The sequence below is a fragment of the Alloacidobacterium sp. genome (genome assembly GCF_035631355.1).
In the GTDB taxonomy this organism is placed as follows: domain Bacteria; phylum Acidobacteriota; class Terriglobia; order Terriglobales; family Acidobacteriaceae; genus Alloacidobacterium.
In genome coordinates this window covers 1-16,430 of sequence record NZ_DASQIX010000012.1, presented here as the reverse complement: position 1 = coordinate 16,430, position 16,430 = coordinate 1, and the positions used below count along the sequence as shown (strand labels likewise).

Genomic DNA, 16,430 nt, shown 5'->3' with positions numbered 1-16,430 from the left:
GTCGTCAACTGATACGCCCCGACAATACGCTGTCCTTCGGCGTACTGGGCTATGCTGTCCGGCACATCCACATCCAGTCGACGGGAAAGCGTCCAGCCGACGCGGCCCTGCGCGTCGCGCACCAGCCACCAGTCTTCCAGCGCCGGAGGCGCGGGTGCAGCCGCGGTTTCGGCCTTCACTTCATCTGTCTTTACAACTGGCTTGGGTGCCGGCACGGCTTGCGGAGGCGTATCCTTCGGCACGGACGCCCGCACCAGCATCTGCAGCTTGTCATTTTCCGGAAGCAGGTAAAAACGGTCGGTCTTTCGACCGGGCTTCACATGCAGGTAGAGATCATCGCGCAACGTCGCCGTTGCGATCACCGGATCAGTCGCATGCTGTTTTGCCAGATCGGCGAATTGCTGGTACGTGTCCTGATCGATGACGCCATGCTCCTCGATCCAGCCGACCTCACCCTTGTCGGTCTTGACCTTGAGAAAACGCCGCTCCTTCTCAACCACCTCAAGCCGTTGCCCATTCATCACGTTGGCCACGCGGTTCGACACAGCCGCCACCCTATCGCGCAGAAATGTCTCTTTGGCGACAACATACACATATTCCACTGGAGGCTTTGGGCGCAGCCGATTACAGCCGCCCATCACAACAAGCAACAAAAGGACTGGGAGTACGCGCTTTAATGCCAGAGGAGAAGTGCGAGAAACCATGCGTATTCAGCGGGAAAGCATGCTGCCGCATCCCGCGCTACTTTGAGAATAGCATCGAAAGAACCTGCTTTCGCCCGTCATTCAGGTATGTAGCAAATTCAGTTACCTGACGCAGAGTCCATTTGGCAGATTATCGGTCAACTCTCCTGCTTCGCAGCCACCGGGCCTTCGAGCCATGCGAGAAAAAGCTTATAGCCTACCGACAGAATGATGGCGCCGACGAAGAGCCCTATGATGCCCATTGCAATGAATCCACCAATGGCGCCTAAAAAAACTACCGCTATAGGAACTGCTACGCCGCGTCCCAGCAGCAGAGGCTTCAGCACATTGTCCATGAGACCGACGATGATGCACCACACCAGGAAGATCACTGCCTTAGTAGCACTTGCGATCGCAAACATGTAAATGACGGCCGGAATAAGCACAAGAGCCCCTATTTGAAGCACTGCGGCGAAGAGAAAGATCAACGTCCACAACCCGGCGCCGGGCAGCCCGGCCACCAAAAAACCAATGCCGGCAAGAACAGATTGAATGACAGCCACACCGATAATTCCGTTGGTAACGCTCCGTATCGTAGATCCCGCCAGGTCTTCAAACTCGGGACCGCGATCGCCAAAAAGGCGATTGGCCAGTAAGTGCGTGACGGCAACGCCGCTTGAGGTCCGGGCCAACAGAAACCCCGCCACCAGAATCGAGAGGACGAATTGCAGCACGGTCAAACCGATATCGGCGGAAGTGTGGAGCAGCCCGGGAATCAACCCTCGAATTTGCGGGGTGAGATCTTTCAACAAACCGGTCAGATTCGTAGAAGCCATGTTCCAAACTTTGCTCAACGGCTGCCCGACAAGGGGCCAGGTCCGCACGTTGGCAGGCGGAGGCGGAATACTGAGACTCCCCTCCCTAACATGAGTGCTCAGCGTGCGGACGCCGTCAATCAGCGTTCCCGTCAGCAGGGCGACTGGAACAATCAAAATCCCCAGGAAAATCAAGGTGCAAAGAACCGCGGCCCAGGTCCCGCGTCCGCCTAACCAGCTCCGCAGCCTACGGTATGCGGGATACACGGCGATGGCGATGATGATGCCCCAAACTACTAGAGGAATAAACGGACGCAGAATCAGAAGACAGGCCGCAGTGAGGAGAACAAGCAAGCCTACGTGGATCGATACCTCAAGGGCGCGACGCACATAATCTTTATTCAGGGATTGTTCGATGGCCACGGCTTAAGTCCTCCTGAGTGAGAGCGGATAAGACTGATACCGGAACTGACATCAAGCTATGTTTCAGAGGAGGCCAAGACCGCAGCCAGCCGCCTGTCGCAAAAAGCATAAATGAACCTACAGTATGCGCTGAAAATACTAGAGGAACGGAATGAAAAATGATGCGTGTTCAGCGGGAGTAGAGGGCAACAGCGCTCAGCCCTTAATTTTAGTCGGAGAACAGCATCGAAACACTGGCAATTTCCGCGCGCTATACTGGCTCCGCAATTTTTCCAAGTTACATGAGATGTTGCTCATTAGCGCTGTTTCTCATTTTTCTGGCGACCGCGTTCGCGCAACAAACGACATCGGACAAGAATGCCGCCACGAGCACCGTGTCCGGACATGTTTATTGCGCTGATACAAACGCACCGGCACGCACAGCGACCGTCATGCTTGAACCGGCTGACGCAGGCAATCTGCATCAGCAGGATAAACACGGCCCGGACGCCACATACTCGACGGCTGTCCTCACACTGCTCGACGGCAGCTTTTCCATCATGCGTGTGGCGCCCGGCACATATTACGTCATTGCTTCACAGCCGGGTTATGTGTCGCCTCTGGCCGCGCTCGGAATCTCAGCAGCGGACATGCGGAAACCGGACGAGGACCTTAAACAGAAGATCGCCAAAGTGGTCCCACGCATCACGGTGCAGGCGAATCTGCCCGTTTCCGTAAACGTCACGCTTGAGCGAGGCGCGGCTGTCAGCGGAACGGTTCTCTTCGATGACGGCAGCCCAGCCGCCGGCCTGGAAGTACAACTGCTTGTCCGGAAGAAAGACAATTGGGTGCCGATGCAATCCGGCCCGTTTGATGTGTCCACTCAAGCGAAAACGGATGACAGGGGCGCGTATCGCATTAGCGGCCTTACTGCGCAGGAGTACCTAATACGGACGAACCTGCGCCTGTCCAGAATGACATACGAATTCAGCCAGGGTGGTACCGGCATGTCGTCGGAAGGAGATTATTCACTGCCCATTTATTCCGGTGGCGCATGGCGCGCTAAAGATGCTGCGCCGTTTTCGCTCAGGCTGGGCGAAGACCGAGGCGGAGAAGACATCCAGATACCTGTCAACAAACTGCACAGCGTTCGCGGCGTCATCACAGCGGCCAGCGATGGCCATATTGTGAACAGCGGCAAAATCTCTCTTCTTTATGCTGATGACAAATCGGAAGCTGCCAGCGCAGATATCGCAAGAGGCGATAGTAACTTCTCCTTCAGCTATGTACCTGAAGGAGACTACATTCTCCGAGTCAAAAGCGCTTCCGATGTCGAATACGAAGACACCCCCAATCCTCCGGGCAGTGTTCCGCCCGCAAGGACGACTACACGTTTCCTACACAGCTATGGGTCAACAGACCAGGCAATTCATGTCGACGGCGATATTACCGGACTAACGGTCGCAGTACCGGAACAGCCAGCAAAGAAAGCGCAAGCGATTCCATAGTTCGGCGGCTTCGCGCCAAAATCAACCGCACGCCTCACTTTCCCTCAGTGTTGTCCCGCAGCAGCGCATCCGCTGCCCACATCGCCGGGGCCTGGCCGTGAAAATCTCCCGTCCGCCGCTTCCGCTGATAGTAATAGGCCAGGTCGTCTTTCTTCCCCGTGCCCTCGCATACCTGGGTCACATCGTAGTTCTGGTCTATGTACCCAACAACGGCAATCCAGCTTTTGCGGGCCGCAGGGCCGTAGGTCGCGGCATCCAGCCACCCATGCTTCACGCCTGTAATCATGGCAAAGCTGAACATCGCCGAGCTTGAGCTCTCCGGCCAAGCGTCATCTTTGTCGATCAGCTCCCGCCACATCCCATCCTTGCCCTGATACTTCAGAAGCGCGCTCATCATCAGCTTGTAGCCCGCGAGGATTCGCGCGCGGTCAGGATGCGATTCCGGCAGACTGCTCAACATCTCCGCCATGCCCGCCGCCACCCATCCGTCGCCGCGGCCCCAGAAGTACTTCACATCCGGAGCATGGTAAAACAGTCCGTTCGGCTGCTGCAGCTTGTCCAGATACGCCACCATCTCCTTCGCGTCCCGATCCAGGTACTTTGTGTCTCCCGTTGCGCGGTACGCCTCAAGTTGAAGCATGGTCAGCATGTACATATCGTCGATCCAGAACCGTGTCTCGGCGGAAAGTCCGTCTGGTAGCGGATTCTCCCACTGCCGGTCGGCCCACCATACGCCTTCTTTCAGATATTTCGGGTCCTTGGTCTGCCGCGCAATTTCCAGTGGAACCACGCCGAAGATGGAATCGTCCACATGCCGCCGCTGCGGTCTGCGGTCTGCCTCCGCCCCATCCGGCATCAATGGATCGAACCGCTTGATCAGCTCATCGCGCAGCGCATCGTCATGCGTCAGATTGGCAAATGTCAGCGCTCCATACCAGGCGCAAACTTCCGAGTAGTGAATCGTCTTGGTGTACTGGTGAGGACTGGTGACAAAGTGCTCCGCCAGGTGCTTGCCTACTTCCTGCGGCGAATCGCCCGGAGGCCAATCGCTGAAATAGTTCTCCTGCGCTCCGGCCACGCCCAGACAGCACCCCATCACGCATACGGCAAACACCAGCTTCAAGCTCATTCCGCCTCCAGGAAAATTTCCTCACCCATATTACTTTCCGCGGGCCCCTCCGGACGAGGCGCCATGACTGCGGAACCGCAATTAGCGAGCGAGCAACTGCCCGGCTGCAATAATGCTCAACTTACATCGGCAGCAGTTTCTTTCGACATTTGGACATTCCAAAGGAATTGTGGTAGCTTCTTTGCAATATCCAAAGGAGTAATGATGGACGAAGGGAAATCTGAAGTTTTACAAGGAACGCTGGACCTGATGATCCTGAAGACTCTTCATGCACTGGGGCCTTTGCACGGTTTTGGAATTGCGCGGCGTATCGAGCAGCTGAGCGAGAATGTGCTGCAACTGAACGAAGGCACTGTGTACACATCACTGATTCGGCTCCAACAACAGGGTTGGATTGCCTCTAAGTGGGGCTCGTCAGAAAACAATCGGAAAGCGCGGTTTTACTCCATCACCAAACCAGGGCTGAAACAGCTGGCGATTGAGACGGAGAATTGGGAGCGCTTTTCGGGCGTAATCGGGCGTGTTTTGCGGCTGGAAAGACAAGGATGAGGACGATGCGCGCTGTTCGTGTTTTTGTTGCAAAGGTTCAGGCACTCTTCTGGCAACGAAAGGCAAATCGAGAGTTCGACGATGAGTTGCAGGAGCACCTGCGCTTGCTGACCGAGCGATTTGTCAGCCAGGGTATGTCTCCGGAAAATGCAACTGCTGCGGCACGGCGGCAATTTGGCAACACTGCTTTGTTGCAGCAGCGGCAGCGGGAAGCGCGAACGTTTCTATCGTTATCCACTTTGTGGCGTGACATCCGCTTCGGAGTGCGCATGCTGCGCAAGAATCCCGGTTCGACTGTTACGGTGATTGTCGCATTGGCTCTCGGCATTGGAATGAATACCGCGGTATTCAGCTTCGTCAATACTTTGCTGCTGCGGCCTCCCACATGGGTAGTGGAACCGGGCAGGTTGCGCGAGCTTTGGCTGCATCATCGGGGATCCTCCGGCATCGAGAGCTATCTGCCTCTGACCTACCCCGACTATACCTACTATCGGGACCATAATCGGTCCTTTGAGGGAATGCTGGCGTTTGATGGAGACCCGGAGTCGGTGATCTGGAACCGCTCCGGACAGGGACAAGTACTGCAAGGCCAGCTTGTTTCCGGCAATTTTTTCTCACTTCTCGGCATAAATGCCGCGCTCGGGCGTACATTTTCTGCCGAGGACGACCGTGTGGATAACCCTCATCCGGTGGTGGTCCTGGGTCACGCTTTCTGGCAGCAACACCTGGGTTCTGATCCCAACATTGTCGGGAAGTCAGTGATACTGAACGGCACAAATTTCAGCGTCATCGGGGTAGCGCCGGCTGGGTTTTCTGGCCTGCTGGTAGCGATTGAGCCGGACTTCTGGGCCCCGCTGACAATGGTTGAGCGAATCATCCACGATACAGGCAGACTTACCAACCGGCAAAGCAACTGGTTGATTGTGGCTGGACGTCTTGCACCCGGAGCAAGCTCCAATGTAGCCAAGGCGGAGATGGATGTGCTCGCCCACCAGGTAGAGCAGGCTCATCCCGATACCAATAAGAACCTGGATGCGATCGTCGTTCCCGCGACGCTTGTTCCATGGCCCTATCGCGGTTACGTCAGCGCTTTTACTGGATTGTTGATGGCAGTATTTGTGCTGGTACTCCTGATTGCTTGCGTGAACGCTGCCAGTCTTCTGTTGGTACGAGCAACTGTGCGCGCACGGGAAATGGCGATTCGATCGGCACTGGGCGCTGGGCGTGGACAACTCATCCGGCAGATGATGGTGGAAAGCATATTGCTCTCTTCAATTGGGGGCTGCGTGGGAGTGGCTCTGGCCTCGTGGGTCACGCGTCTCCTGCTGACTCTGAAACCTGCGGACCTGCCAATCACGCTAAGGATTCCGCTCGATTGGCGAGTCCTGATGTTCACAGTTGTGGTTTCACTGATCACCGGAGCTGTCTTCGGTATCGTCCCGGCGCTTCGCAGCGCCAGGGTTGACACGGTTCCAGTACTCAAGGAAGAAACGCAGTCCGCGAGCTATCGAAAGTCCCGCCTGCGTAATTTCTTGATGATTGGAGAAATTGCTACATGCGTCGTGCTGTTGATTGGCGCAACCTTGTGCATACGAAGCCTGCTCAACGCCAACTCGATCGATCCCGGTTTCGATACGCAACATGTAGCAGTTGCTACTCTCGATCCTGGAAGCCTGGGATACTCTCAAGCGAAAGTAGATGCTTTTTATCAGCAATTACTTGTGCATATTCGTGCATTGCCTGGCATAGTGTCGGCCAGCTATGTCGACCACTTGCCCCTTGGAGCTGCCCGGGACTCAATATTCGTCGTCGAAGGAAATCATGACGACACGGAACAGAATCGTCTTCTCGTAGATGCATTCCGGGTGGCGCCGGACTATTTTGAGTCACTCGGAGTCCCGCTCTTGCGCGGCCGCGATTTTACCCGGCATGAGAGCGAGGAGTCGGCACATGTGGCAATTGTCAACCAAACTGCGGCGCGCCGGCTGTGGCCGGGTCAGGATGCTCTCGGACAGCACATTACTCTGGGCAGTGAAAAAACGTCCTCCGAGGTAATCGGCGTCGTGAAGACGGGAAAATATCGCACTCTTGGTGAGGAACCGATTCCGGTCATCTACCAGATGCAATTGCCGCCTCGCCGCGTTCTGGTAGTGCGCAGCTCTAGTGATGCGAAGCCATTGCTGGACGTTATTCGTCGCGAGATTCAGGTAGTGGATCCCAACATGGCGGCAACGGACCTTCAGACAATCGGGGAGTACATGTCTCTCCCTCTGTTTCCAGCGCGTACGATGGGGTTGCTGCTGGGAGGGTCTGGCATCTTTGCCCTGATACTGACAGCGATTGGACTGTTTGGAGTGATTTCTTACGTAGTATCGCAGCGAACGCACGAAATAGGAGTCCGCATGGCAATGGGCGCGCGGCGGGGAGACGTTTTGAGGCTGGTGGTTAGACAGGGGTTGTTAATAACCATCATCGGTCTGGCTATAGGACTCGGCGGCGCCTTCGCGGCCACACAGCTGCTCAGTTCATTGTTGTATGGCATACGGCCCAATGATCCGGCAACGCTGGTTGGCGTCTCGCTCGGGCTAACAGGTGTTGCCCTGCTGGCATGCTACATTCCGGCGCGCAGAGCCATGCGGATAGATCCTGCGGAAGCATTACGGTACGAGTAGCTGACCAAAATGTCCCTGGGATTCTTGAATCCGCCGCTCTCACCTGCGTGCATTAGCTGTCTTCAGTTCATTCCCACAATTGCACTCGCCAGTGTCGGATCGGTCCCCGTCGTCTTGCTCGCAAAAGCATCCAGTTTCCCAGGTGTTGTCGTGTCAACCTTGAAGACCTGCATGTCCGGGTTTCCGCTGGCGCATGCAACCGCGATATAGGCGTGGGTCTTGTCTTCAGCGATATCGACTGGAGCCGTGCCGGTTGTGAACGGCGAACCCGAAATTTGCGTTAGCGCCCCATTTGCGGTCAGCGTGAAGCCGCTGATTGTCCCATCTGTCCGGTTGGTCACGTACACATAGCTGCCGTCCTTTGTCACCAGCACCTGCGACGGCCCCTGTCCCGTCTTCACGGGCGAAGTAGCCAGCTCCGTAAGTATGCTGCTGCCGGTCGTGTTGATGTTGAATACACGCAGCGAGTTGATTCCCGTCTCGGTGACAAAGAGGTATTTACTGTTTGGGTCTCCACTTAGACCGAAATCGCCATTCGTGGACGCTGTGGGATTCAAGTGCTGGCTCTTGGAGATGACCCCACTTGTGGAGTTGAAAGTTAGAATATCGATCCCGCCCGTTCCCAGCGAAATGAACACAAACTGCCCGTTCGGCGTGATGTAGAGATTTTTCGTGCTGCCCGTATCCAAAGGAAGTGCATTTCCCTGTGTGGTCAAAGCGCCGGTGCCGGCATTGATGCTGAAGACATACGCCGCAGGACTCAGGTCTGCCGCAATCAGCCACTGCCCGGTTGGGTCCACTTTCATCGCGATCGGACTCACTCCCGTCGCAACCGGACTGCCGCTGTTGGCAATCGTGATGGTTCCGTCCGAATTGATGGTGTAGGCATAGATGCCGCCGGAAAGACTCCCTACATACAGAAAAGAATTCTTGGGTGTGACCGCCAGCGCATTTGGCGGCAGCCCAATCGCGTAAGGCGAATTCGCCAGCGCATTCACCGCATTGGCAGTGGTGATGGTGAAGCCGGCAACTGAGCTGGCAGCGGTCGATGAATTCGCCACATACAGGTAGTTCCCGCTGTTACCTGTGTTGCAGTTCGTCGTGCAGGGCTCGGGGAAAAACTTGCCCCCGCACGAGGACAGGGCCAGCAACCCCGTCATGCCAAGAACCTGAAGATACTGCGCGTTTAATCCAACTCTCACTCGTTCCGTCTCTCTCGTTCTCATGCCCCACAGTTTCGATATACTGCGCTCACACTATGCGTATCGTTTTTCGTCTTGTCTTGGTGATATCACTGCTCGCCCCCTTTTGTCGCGTCCTCCATGCCGCAGACCGGGCCAATTTTTGCAACCAGTGCGTCCGCGCAGACGAGAATTTCCTCGCTTCCGACGAACTTCACGGGCGGGGCAGCGCCACCCGCGATGAGCACATCGCTGCTACCTGGGTCGCGTCGCAGCTCGAAAGCTTCGGCCTCGAGCCTGGCGGCGATAACGGCACGTTCCTGCAAAAAGCGCCCCTTCCCAACCCGTTGCCCGATCGCGTGAAACAGCATCTGGCAAAATTCGAAGACACCCCCCGCACCGACACGTGGAACGCTGTAGCCGTTCTTCGCGGCTCAGACCCAAAGACGCAGCAGGACGCGATTCTGCTCACGGCGCATCTCGACCACCTCGGTATCGGTCCCGCTGTCAATGGCGACTCGATCTACAACGGCGCCGATGATGACGCATCGGGCACAACCGCCGTCATCGAACTCGCCCGTGTGCTCAGCCAAGGCAAACGCCCCAAACGCACCATCATTTTTGCGCTTTTCGGTTCGGAGGAACTCGGCGGTTTCGGCAACCGGTACTTTATAGAACATCCGCCCCTTCCGCTGGACCACATCGTTGCCAACCTCGAATTTGAAATGATTGGTCGCCCAGACCCCGCTGCCCCAGCAGGAGATTTCTGGCTTACCGGATACGAGCGCTCCAACCTCGGGCCGACGCTCGCGAAACACGGCGCGCATCTCGCTGCCGACCCGCACCCGGAGCAGCACTTCTTTCGACGCTCCGACAATTACGCGCTGGCCAAGCGCGGCATCATCGCCCAGACCGTCTCCAGCTTCAATCTGCACAAGGACTATCACCAGCCCAGCGACGAAATCGGCAAGCTCGACATCCCCTACATGACAATCGTGATTTCTTCGATGGTAAAGCCCATACAATGGCTCGCTAACACCGACTGGAAGCCAGCCTGGAACCCTAATGGCAAGCCGTAGTTCACGGTAATAGCCAGATAACTTGCGAATAACATCTGTAGTATTCTTGGCTCGCCTAAAGAGAGGTTTCTATGGCGATACTGTATGACCTGCCGCGGATCAACGAGCGCGGCGATTTCGGCCAGAAAGGGCCAACCTGCTGGTACTACGCCTCCAAGCTGTTCTGAAGTTCCATGAGAAGCTTGAAAAACGGGAAGACAACGAAATCTACAAGCAGATGAAGACGCTTCACGGTCTGCGCAAAGCGTTGTGCGAGATTGAAGAGAAAGCCAAGCGTGACAACAGCGGCACCGTCTCAAAAGAGATCCAGGCATCCATCAACTATTTGAACAGCAAGAGTAGCCCATACTACTATGAACATTTCCCTCATGGCCTTTATCGCGACCATCTAAAGAGGGTCTACGACTGCATCAGCGGGAAATACGCTCCTTATGTCCAGCAATTAGAGAAAGCAAAAGCTATTCTCGACGGCATTCAAGGGGATGGCATGGAGCGGTTGGCCCTGCTCACTAACTTCGTCCCGGATGCCGGCTTCGTCGTCATCGGCGCAAAGATTGATGATGTCTATGCGGACCCGAACACGCTCGAGAAGGCCTTGCGCGAGCATGGCCCTATGTACACGGGCGGAGAGTTGTCTCGTACAACGATCCAGAACACAGGCGAAACCGTAGGACTGAAACAGGACAAGCTGATTGGAGTAACGGTCCTGAAACCGAAGAGTGCTCATATCTGCGTGATCGCGGGAGTAAAGAACCAGACTGTCTACTTTAAAGACCCCAACTACACGCACGAAGTTTGTACCGCAGACTTCGGCGCTTTCAAGGCAGCAATTAACGAGCTTCCCATCACCCTCACCTGCGGCCCAAAATCAGGGACCTGCTCTCATTCTCAGAACAAACAAATCGATGTCGCCTAAGCTGCTGCTCATCGCACCCTAGCGCTTCTTCAACGCCTCCAGTTCATCCAGCGTGCGCGGCCAGTCTTTGCCCAGCAGCCGAGACAGGCTCCGGTCGGCGAGCACTTTCCCGCCGGTCTGGCACTTCGCGCAGTAGTTCGTTTCATTGTCCGCATAGCGAATGCGCTGGATCTTCTCGCCGCATCGCGGACAAGGTTCGCCAAAGCGCCCATGCACGGCCATGTCCTTGCGAAACGCCGTGACCTTTTCCGGAAAAGCAGTTTTCGCTTCGGCCTTCAGCCGATCCATCCAGAGCGTTAGCGTCTCGCGAGTCGCAGCGTACAGCCGCTCCCACTCTTCTGGATTCAGCTTGTGCGTCAGCGCAATCGGCGACATCTTCGCCACATGAAGAATCTCGTCTGAATAGGCATTCCCAATTCCGCTCAACACCCGTGGGTCGGTCAGCGCCCGCTTCAGCGTCCGGTTCTCCGTCATAAGCGCAGCGCGGAACGTGTCGAGATCGCTCTCGAAGACCTCAATTCCGCCCGGATCGACCGAACTGAGGGCCTCTTCGCCATGGAAAACATGCAGCGAAGCGCGCCGCTTCGTCCCCGCCTCCGTCAGCACAAGCGAACCATCAGGAAAATCAAACGCCCCCAGATTCTGCCGTCCAGCAAGTTTCGCCCCTGACGGGCGCCAGTGCAGTCGGCCTGCGATCATCAGGTGCAGCACCAGCCACAAATCATCTTCAAACCCGAATGCAATGCGTTTGCCGATGCGCCGCAGCTCGCGCACATGCTTACCCTCAGCGGCTGACAGCGGAGGCTGTGCCGTCCGCAGCAGGAACGCGCTCGCCACCCGCACCCGTTCCAGCGGCTGGCCAATGATGCGCGGCTCCAAAGCAGTCATGTAAGCGGCAATATCGGGCAGTTCCGGCATAGACAAAAGAAAAAGGATGCCCATAAAGAACATCCCTAAAATTTCTACAATGACGCGGCTTAAACGGCAACCACCTCGGGTTGCGCCATACGCTCAGCGTCGAGGACTGCCCCGATGGCATGAATCACCGAAGCAACGCGCACTACTGCCAGCACCGTTTCTTCGCTCACGCCTTTCTCGCGTACGACTTTGTCATGCGAATCGACGCACTTGCCGCAGCCATTGATCGCCGAAACTGCCAGTGACCATAGCTCGAAATCGTTGTGATCGACGCCGTGCGTCCGCATCACATTCATCCTCAACCGGGCCGGAATCGTTGAGTATTTCTCGTTTGAAGAAAGATGGAGGAAGCGGTAGTAGATATTGTTCATTCCCATCACCGCCGCGGCTGCCTTCGCGGCGTCGAGCTCCTGCGCGGATAGCTGCTGCGCGCCCTCCGCCAGCGCCGCCGCCGTCAGTTCAGGATTGCGCGTGGCAATCGCGCTCGCCACCACTGTGCCCCAAAGCTGCTGCTTCGTCAGCTCAACGTTCTGTCGCACCAGGCTTGAGTAATTCAGCTTCAGGTCCTTCGCATGACCAGGAAGCTCGTCAATCAGTTGATCTAGTTGCATATTCTTTCCCATTCACAAAAACAAATTGTCATCCTGAGCGAAGCGAAGGACCTGCTTTTCCATAGCGTCCCTCCGCTCTCTCAGGAATTCATTGCCGCTCTAATCGTCGATATAACGCTTAAGCCACCAGCGTCTCTTCACCCTTCTGCCAGTTACAGGGGCAAAGCTCATCGGTCTGCAGCGCATCCAGCACGCGCAGCACTTCCTGCGGATTGCGCCCGACCGAAAGGTCCGTCACATAGCAAAACGGATAATGCCTTCCGGATCGACGATGAACGTCGCGCGCTGCGCCACGCCGGCTGCCGGATCGAGAATGCCGAGTTGCTCGCAAAGGTCACGCTTCACATCGGCGAGCATGGGAAAGGGTAAGTCCTTTAGATCGTCGTGGTTGTTGCGCCACGCTAGATGCACAAACTCGGAATCGACGCTGCCGCCCAGCACCTGCGTATCGCGGTCCTGAAATTCGCTGTTGAGCTTTCCGAAAGCGGCAATTTCCGTCGGACAGACAAACGTGAAGTCCTTGGGCCAGAAGAAATACACCTTCCACTTGCCCGGGTAGCTCTCGTTCGTAATGGTTTCAAACGCCTGGTTCTTGTCGCGGCTCACGGTCGCGGTAACTGAATAGACAGGAAACTTCTCGCCTACACCTAACATGTATGACTCCTTTAAATAAGTTGGTATGAAATGGTGGAATAAGAAAAATCGACTCTACTACATGCTTCACGATACTTTCTGGGTAGAAGCACCGGGCTTTAGCCCGGTGAACCAATGCTCAACCTAAGGGTCTTTAGCCCCGGAAATAAAGCAAAACTTTTAATCGGGCTTCCGCTGGCATTCCGCGCACAGCCCCAGCACATCCACGGCGTAGCGCTGCGCCAGAAAGCCGCCGGGGAGCCTGACGTGTTTCGCGGCCGGTCCCAGCTCTTTTGCGTCAATGTCGGAAATGGACTTGCACCGCGTGCAAACCAGATGATGATGCGGCCTGTGGTTCGTCTCCACACGCAGCGAGCCGTGATGCAGGCTCACCTCGTGAAAAATGCCACTCTCGATGAACAGATGAAGGTTCTTGTAAACCGTCGCCAACGAGATCGACGGGATCCTGCGCTTTACCCGCGCATAGACCTCTTCCGGGCTGGGGTGCCCGTGCATATTTTTGAGAATTTCGTAGAGAACCTGCCGCTGGTGCGTCACCGCAAGCCCGGCGCTCTCGCACATCTCACGAAACTCTCTGATCTCAGTCGCGCTCATCAATTTATATTAAACAATAATTATTATTGTTTGTCAAAATTCAGGATTATTTAAAGATTTGTCATCCTGAGCGGAGCGGAACGGAGTGGAGCGCAGTCGAAGGACCTGCTGTTCCTCTGCCAGGTATACATATCTGTATTGTGTATGAAATCGTTGCGAGAGGCTCGTCTTAATTCGGCCGTTTGCTCCGCCCGAACCGCTCATCGATCGGCTGACGCCCGCGGAACCCGGCATCCACCGTATGCCAGTAATCGATGCGCGACTCGCCCATCCTCCAGCAAAGCAGAACAATCTCCCCATCAACCATGTGAGGAAAATCAAGCAGCCCGGTCTCCAGGTCCTTCACCTGCACGCCGATGGAATCGATCTCGGCCACAGCGTCCTTGGCCTGCTGCACCAGCTTGTCAATCTCCGCTCGCTGGCGCAGGGTGGAGACCACATTCACCTGCATGCCGCCGGAAAGAAATATGCGCTGCCGCAGTTCCTGCAGCTTCGCCTCTTTCTCTTCCGCGAATTTCTTGCCCTCGATGGCACGCTTCAGCAGTGATTCAAGCACCGGCAGCAGCGATTGCGCCTCATCAAGGCTGAAGGTCTTCATGGGTTTATTTTAAGCCCGAATCATAGGCATGTATTGGGTGCCCCACATCTCGTAGAGATGTGGGATTGAAGTTAAGCCCGAATCTCCAGCATTCGATCCAAAGCAACCCGCGCCCAGTGCTTCACGTCATCGCGGACCTGAATCCGGTTCACGACATGGCCCTCAACCAGGTTCTCCAGCGCCCAGGCCAGGTGCTGCGGACTGATCCTGTACATCGTCGTGCAGAGGCAGCCCGTGTCGTCGAGCGTGATGATGCGCTTGCCCTTCGGCGCAAACTGTTTCGCCAGCCGATTCACCAGATGAATCTCCGTCCCAATGGCAAACATCGTGCCCTCGGGCGCGCTCTCAACCAGATGAATCAGCCGCTCCGTCGAGCCCAGAGCATCGGCCTTTTGGCAAACCTCCCAGCGGCACTCCGGATGCACAATCACCTGTATCCCCGGATACTTCGCGCGGACTTTGTCCACATGTTCAGGGAGAAAGCGCTGATGCACAGAGCAGTGCCCCTTCCACAGAATGATCTTCGCCGCCTTCAGCCGCGCCGGCGTCAGTCCGCCATTGATCCGGTATGGATCCCACACCACCATTTCACTCAGCGGAATCCCCATCGCAAACGCTGTGTTGCGCCCCAGATGCTGGTCCGGCAGAAACAGAATCTTCTCCGCGCGCGCAAAAGCCCAGTCAAAAGCCTTCCCCGCATTCGATGAAGTGCAAACCAGCCCGCGGCGCTCGCCGCAGAAGGCCTTGATCGCAGCCGTCGAGTTCATATAAGTGATGGGCAGAACTTCATCCGGAGTCAACCCGGCGGCCATCAGCGAATCCCAGCAGGCTTCCACCTGCCCGATCTCCGCCATATCGGCCATCGAGCAGCCGGCATTCAGGTCAGGCAAAATCACTTTTTGGTCGTCCCGCCCCAGGACATCCGCACTCTCCGCCATAAAATGCACACCACAAAAGACGAGATACTTCGCCTCTGTCTCCGCAGCAATCTTTGAAAGCTTGTAGGAGTCGCCGGTGAAATCCGCAAACCGGATCACCTCATCGCGCTGGTAATGGTGCCCCAGCAAAATGGTGCTCTTGCCGAGCTTCGCCCGTGCCGCGGCAATGCGCTCATCCATGCCATGATCGGGCTGGACGAGATAGTTATCGAGAGAACAGACATCCTGCTCAACGGCAGGGGCCGACACTACTTCTTCTTCTACAAATACACTCAAGTCTCTTCCGCCTTCAGTCCAAATTTGGACGGGGATGTTGAAAGCAATCACGGTCGCAGTGGGCTCGCTGCGGCTGGCCACCCAGCCCACGGGGATGTTGCAACCCTGTTAATTCGATGTGCCCCTCATGGCGAACGTCGCAAAATTGCGAAACCCGCCGGACATACCGATTTCATTCAATTTTAATACAGAAGGCATCCGGACCCCAATCATCCGCTTCAACTAACAAATCGCCGCCTTGATCGCACTGACCCGCTCCATCACACTTCCTGGCTCGACTGGGACCAGTTCGAAGCCGAAGTTCCGGTAAGTCTCTTCATGGATTTTTTCAAAGCGCACCGTTTCCTCAAAGCTGATTCGCCGCGCTTCGGTTGGCGTAACAAAGCCAAGATTGCGAATGAAGAAGACCCGGTTCTGGTAGATTGCTTCCTCCTTGATGCGCTGCAGTTCTCTGGCAAGAAACGGGGAGACCGGGTATCCGAGATAGACTGCCAGCGCCACGGTACATACAGCGCAACGATCGTGGAACTGAACTTCGTCCGGCTGATAGGACGCTCGAATCTGACGGTCTCTTTGCAGATTAGCGACTACATCTATGAACGAGGGATGTGTCCAGGGCTGGACCGTTCCCTGGGCTTGCGCTGCGGCAATAACGTCCGTAGCCGCTTCCTCGACTACGCTAAACCCGTCGAGTTCCAACTGACGAATGATCGCTGTCTTCCCCGCACCGGGCGCACCTGTAATGATGAATCTCCTCATGTGATTCTTCTTCAGCAAACTGGAGCCGGATACCTACGACTCGTCCGAGCAAAGCCGGGTGCCCCATATCTCGCAGAGATATGGGATACCGCTCTATTTCGCGGCTGAAATCCAGACCTGCGCATCCGCGTCGATCAGCTGCACCAGC

General features: G+C 56.1%; 15 protein-coding genes and 1 pseudogene. 5 read left to right on the top strand and 11 right to left on the bottom strand.

Annotated features, from left to right (window positions below; all coding sequences use genetic code 11):
• Positions 1–704, bottom strand: a 704-nt coding sequence (locus tag VEV40_RS03780) for an SH3 domain-containing protein (protein ID WP_324830272.1), incomplete at its 3' end; no start/stop codon positions are given.
• Positions 705–841: 137 nt separating this feature from the next.
• Entirely contained in the window at positions 842–1,921 is a 1,080-nt protein-coding gene (locus VEV40_RS03775) for an AI-2E family transporter (protein WP_324830270.1), read from the bottom strand.
• Between the two features lie 281 nt (positions 1,922–2,202).
• Here VEV40_RS03775 and VEV40_RS03770 point away from each other — a divergent pair, with 281 nt between their 5' ends.
• Positions 2,203–3,408: a carboxypeptidase-like regulatory domain-containing protein gene (locus tag VEV40_RS03770; protein ID WP_324830269.1), complete on the top strand. Its 1,206-nt coding sequence runs from the start codon at positions 2,203–2,205 to the stop codon at positions 3,406–3,408.
• A gap of 34 nt (positions 3,409–3,442) precedes the next feature.
• On the opposite strand, the gene VEV40_RS03765 is transcribed toward VEV40_RS03770, so the two are convergent.
• Complete coding sequence (locus tag VEV40_RS03765; RefSeq protein ID WP_324830268.1) at positions 3,443–4,537, bottom strand: glycoside hydrolase family 88/105 protein; 1,095 nt, start codon at positions 4,535–4,537, stop codon at positions 3,443–3,445.
• 63 nt (positions 4,538–4,600) lie between these two features.
• Between VEV40_RS03765 and VEV40_RS03760 the strand changes: the two genes are divergently transcribed.
• Together VEV40_RS03760 and VEV40_RS03755 are read left to right on the top strand one after the other, a co-directional pair.
• Positions 4,601–5,086, top strand: coding sequence for a PadR family transcriptional regulator (locus VEV40_RS03760; protein ID WP_324830267.1), 486 nt, complete (start codon positions 4,601–4,603; stop codon positions 5,084–5,086).
• Between the two features lie 5 nt (positions 5,087–5,091).
• Entirely contained in the window at positions 5,092–7,758 is a 2,667-nt protein-coding gene (locus VEV40_RS03755; RefSeq protein WP_324830266.1) for an ABC transporter permease, read from the top strand.
• 62 nt (positions 7,759–7,820) lie between these two features.
• On the opposite strand, the gene VEV40_RS03750 is transcribed toward VEV40_RS03755, so the two are convergent.
• Positions 7,821–8,960 carry a lactonase family protein gene (locus tag VEV40_RS03750; RefSeq protein ID WP_324830265.1) on the bottom strand — a complete coding sequence of 380 codons (1,140 nt, stop codon included), beginning with the start codon at positions 8,958–8,960 and terminating at the stop codon, positions 7,821–7,823.
• Positions 8,961–9,016: 56 nt separating this feature from the next.
• On the opposite strand from VEV40_RS03750, the gene VEV40_RS03745 reads away from it, so the two are divergent.
• The gene (locus VEV40_RS03745) at positions 9,017–10,018 is read left to right on the top strand and encodes a M28 family peptidase (protein ID WP_324830263.1); all 1,002 of its coding nucleotides are present in this window, start codon (positions 9,017–9,019) and stop codon (positions 10,016–10,018) included.
• A gap of 217 nt (positions 10,019–10,235) precedes the next feature.
• Positions 10,236–10,934, top strand: a complete 699-nt coding sequence (locus VEV40_RS03740; protein WP_324830262.1) for a hypothetical protein — start codon at positions 10,236–10,238, stop codon at positions 10,932–10,934.
• An 18-nt stretch (positions 10,935–10,952) separates the two neighbouring features.
• Here the strand turns inward: VEV40_RS03740 and VEV40_RS03735 are convergent, their stop codons facing one another.
• The 7 genes and pseudogenes from VEV40_RS03735 to VEV40_RS03700 form a co-directional block, all read right to left on the bottom strand.
• Entirely contained in the window at positions 10,953–11,876 is a 924-nt protein-coding gene (locus VEV40_RS03735) for an Fpg/Nei family DNA glycosylase (protein WP_324830261.1), read from the bottom strand.
• A gap of 35 nt (positions 11,877–11,911) precedes the next feature.
• The gene (locus VEV40_RS03730; RefSeq protein WP_324830260.1) at positions 11,912–12,463 is read right to left on the bottom strand and encodes a carboxymuconolactone decarboxylase family protein; all 552 of its coding nucleotides are present in this window, start codon (positions 12,461–12,463) and stop codon (positions 11,912–11,914) included.
• Positions 12,464–12,581: 118 nt separating this feature from the next.
• Positions 12,582–13,117: pseudogene (locus VEV40_RS03720) on the bottom strand (peroxiredoxin).
• Positions 13,118–13,276: 159 nt separating this feature from the next.
• A complete protein-coding gene (locus VEV40_RS03715) occupies positions 13,277–13,711 on the bottom strand; it encodes a Fur family transcriptional regulator (protein ID WP_324830256.1) in 435 nt (144 codons plus the stop codon).
• A gap of 169 nt (positions 13,712–13,880) precedes the next feature.
• Positions 13,881–14,309: a DUF2203 domain-containing protein gene (locus tag VEV40_RS03710; RefSeq protein WP_324830255.1), complete on the bottom strand. Its 429-nt coding sequence runs from the start codon at positions 14,307–14,309 to the stop codon at positions 13,881–13,883.
• Between the two features lie 71 nt (positions 14,310–14,380).
• Positions 14,381–15,523, bottom strand: a complete 1,143-nt coding sequence (gene nadA, locus VEV40_RS03705) for a quinolinate synthase NadA (protein WP_324830254.1) — start codon at positions 15,521–15,523, stop codon at positions 14,381–14,383.
• Between the two features lie 222 nt (positions 15,524–15,745).
• Positions 15,746–16,282 carry an AAA family ATPase gene (locus VEV40_RS03700; RefSeq protein ID WP_324830253.1) on the bottom strand — a complete coding sequence of 179 codons (537 nt, stop codon included), beginning with the start codon at positions 16,280–16,282 and terminating at the stop codon, positions 15,746–15,748.
• Positions 16,283–16,430 lie beyond the last annotated feature (148 nt).

Excerpts from the sequence above, each read along its gene's own strand:
- VEV40_RS03700 (WP_324830253.1), bottom strand. The coding sequence starts at position 16,282 with ATGAGGAGATTCATCATTACAGGTGCGCCCGGTGCGGGGAAGACAGCG.
- VEV40_RS03715 (WP_324830256.1), bottom strand. The coding sequence starts at position 13,711 with ATGAGCGCGACTGAGATCAGAGAGTTTCGTGAGATGTGCGAGAGCGCC.
- VEV40_RS03760 (WP_324830267.1), top strand. The coding sequence starts at position 4,601 with ATGACTGCGGAACCGCAATTAGCGAGCGAGCAACTGCCCGGCTGCAAT.
- VEV40_RS03745 (WP_324830263.1), top strand. The coding sequence starts at position 9,017 with ATGCGTATCGTTTTTCGTCTTGTCTTGGTGATATCACTGCTCGCCCCC.
- VEV40_RS03770 (WP_324830269.1), top strand. The coding sequence starts at position 2,203 with ATGAGATGTTGCTCATTAGCGCTGTTTCTCATTTTTCTGGCGACCGCG.
- VEV40_RS03730 (WP_324830260.1), bottom strand. The coding sequence starts at position 12,463 with ATGCAACTAGATCAACTGATTGACGAGCTTCCTGGTCATGCGAAGGAC.
- VEV40_RS03740 (WP_324830262.1), top strand. The coding sequence starts at position 10,236 with ATGAAGACGCTTCACGGTCTGCGCAAAGCGTTGTGCGAGATTGAAGAG.
- VEV40_RS03755 (WP_324830266.1), top strand. The coding sequence starts at position 5,092 with ATGCGCGCTGTTCGTGTTTTTGTTGCAAAGGTTCAGGCACTCTTCTGG.
- VEV40_RS03710 (WP_324830255.1), bottom strand. The coding sequence starts at position 14,309 with ATGAAGACCTTCAGCCTTGATGAGGCGCAATCGCTGCTGCCGGTGCTT.
- VEV40_RS03765 (WP_324830268.1), bottom strand. The coding sequence starts at position 4,537 with ATGAGCTTGAAGCTGGTGTTTGCCGTATGCGTGATGGGGTGCTGTCTG.
- VEV40_RS03735 (WP_324830261.1), bottom strand. The coding sequence starts at position 11,876 with ATGGGCATCCTTTTTCTTTTGTCTATGCCGGAACTGCCCGATATTGCC.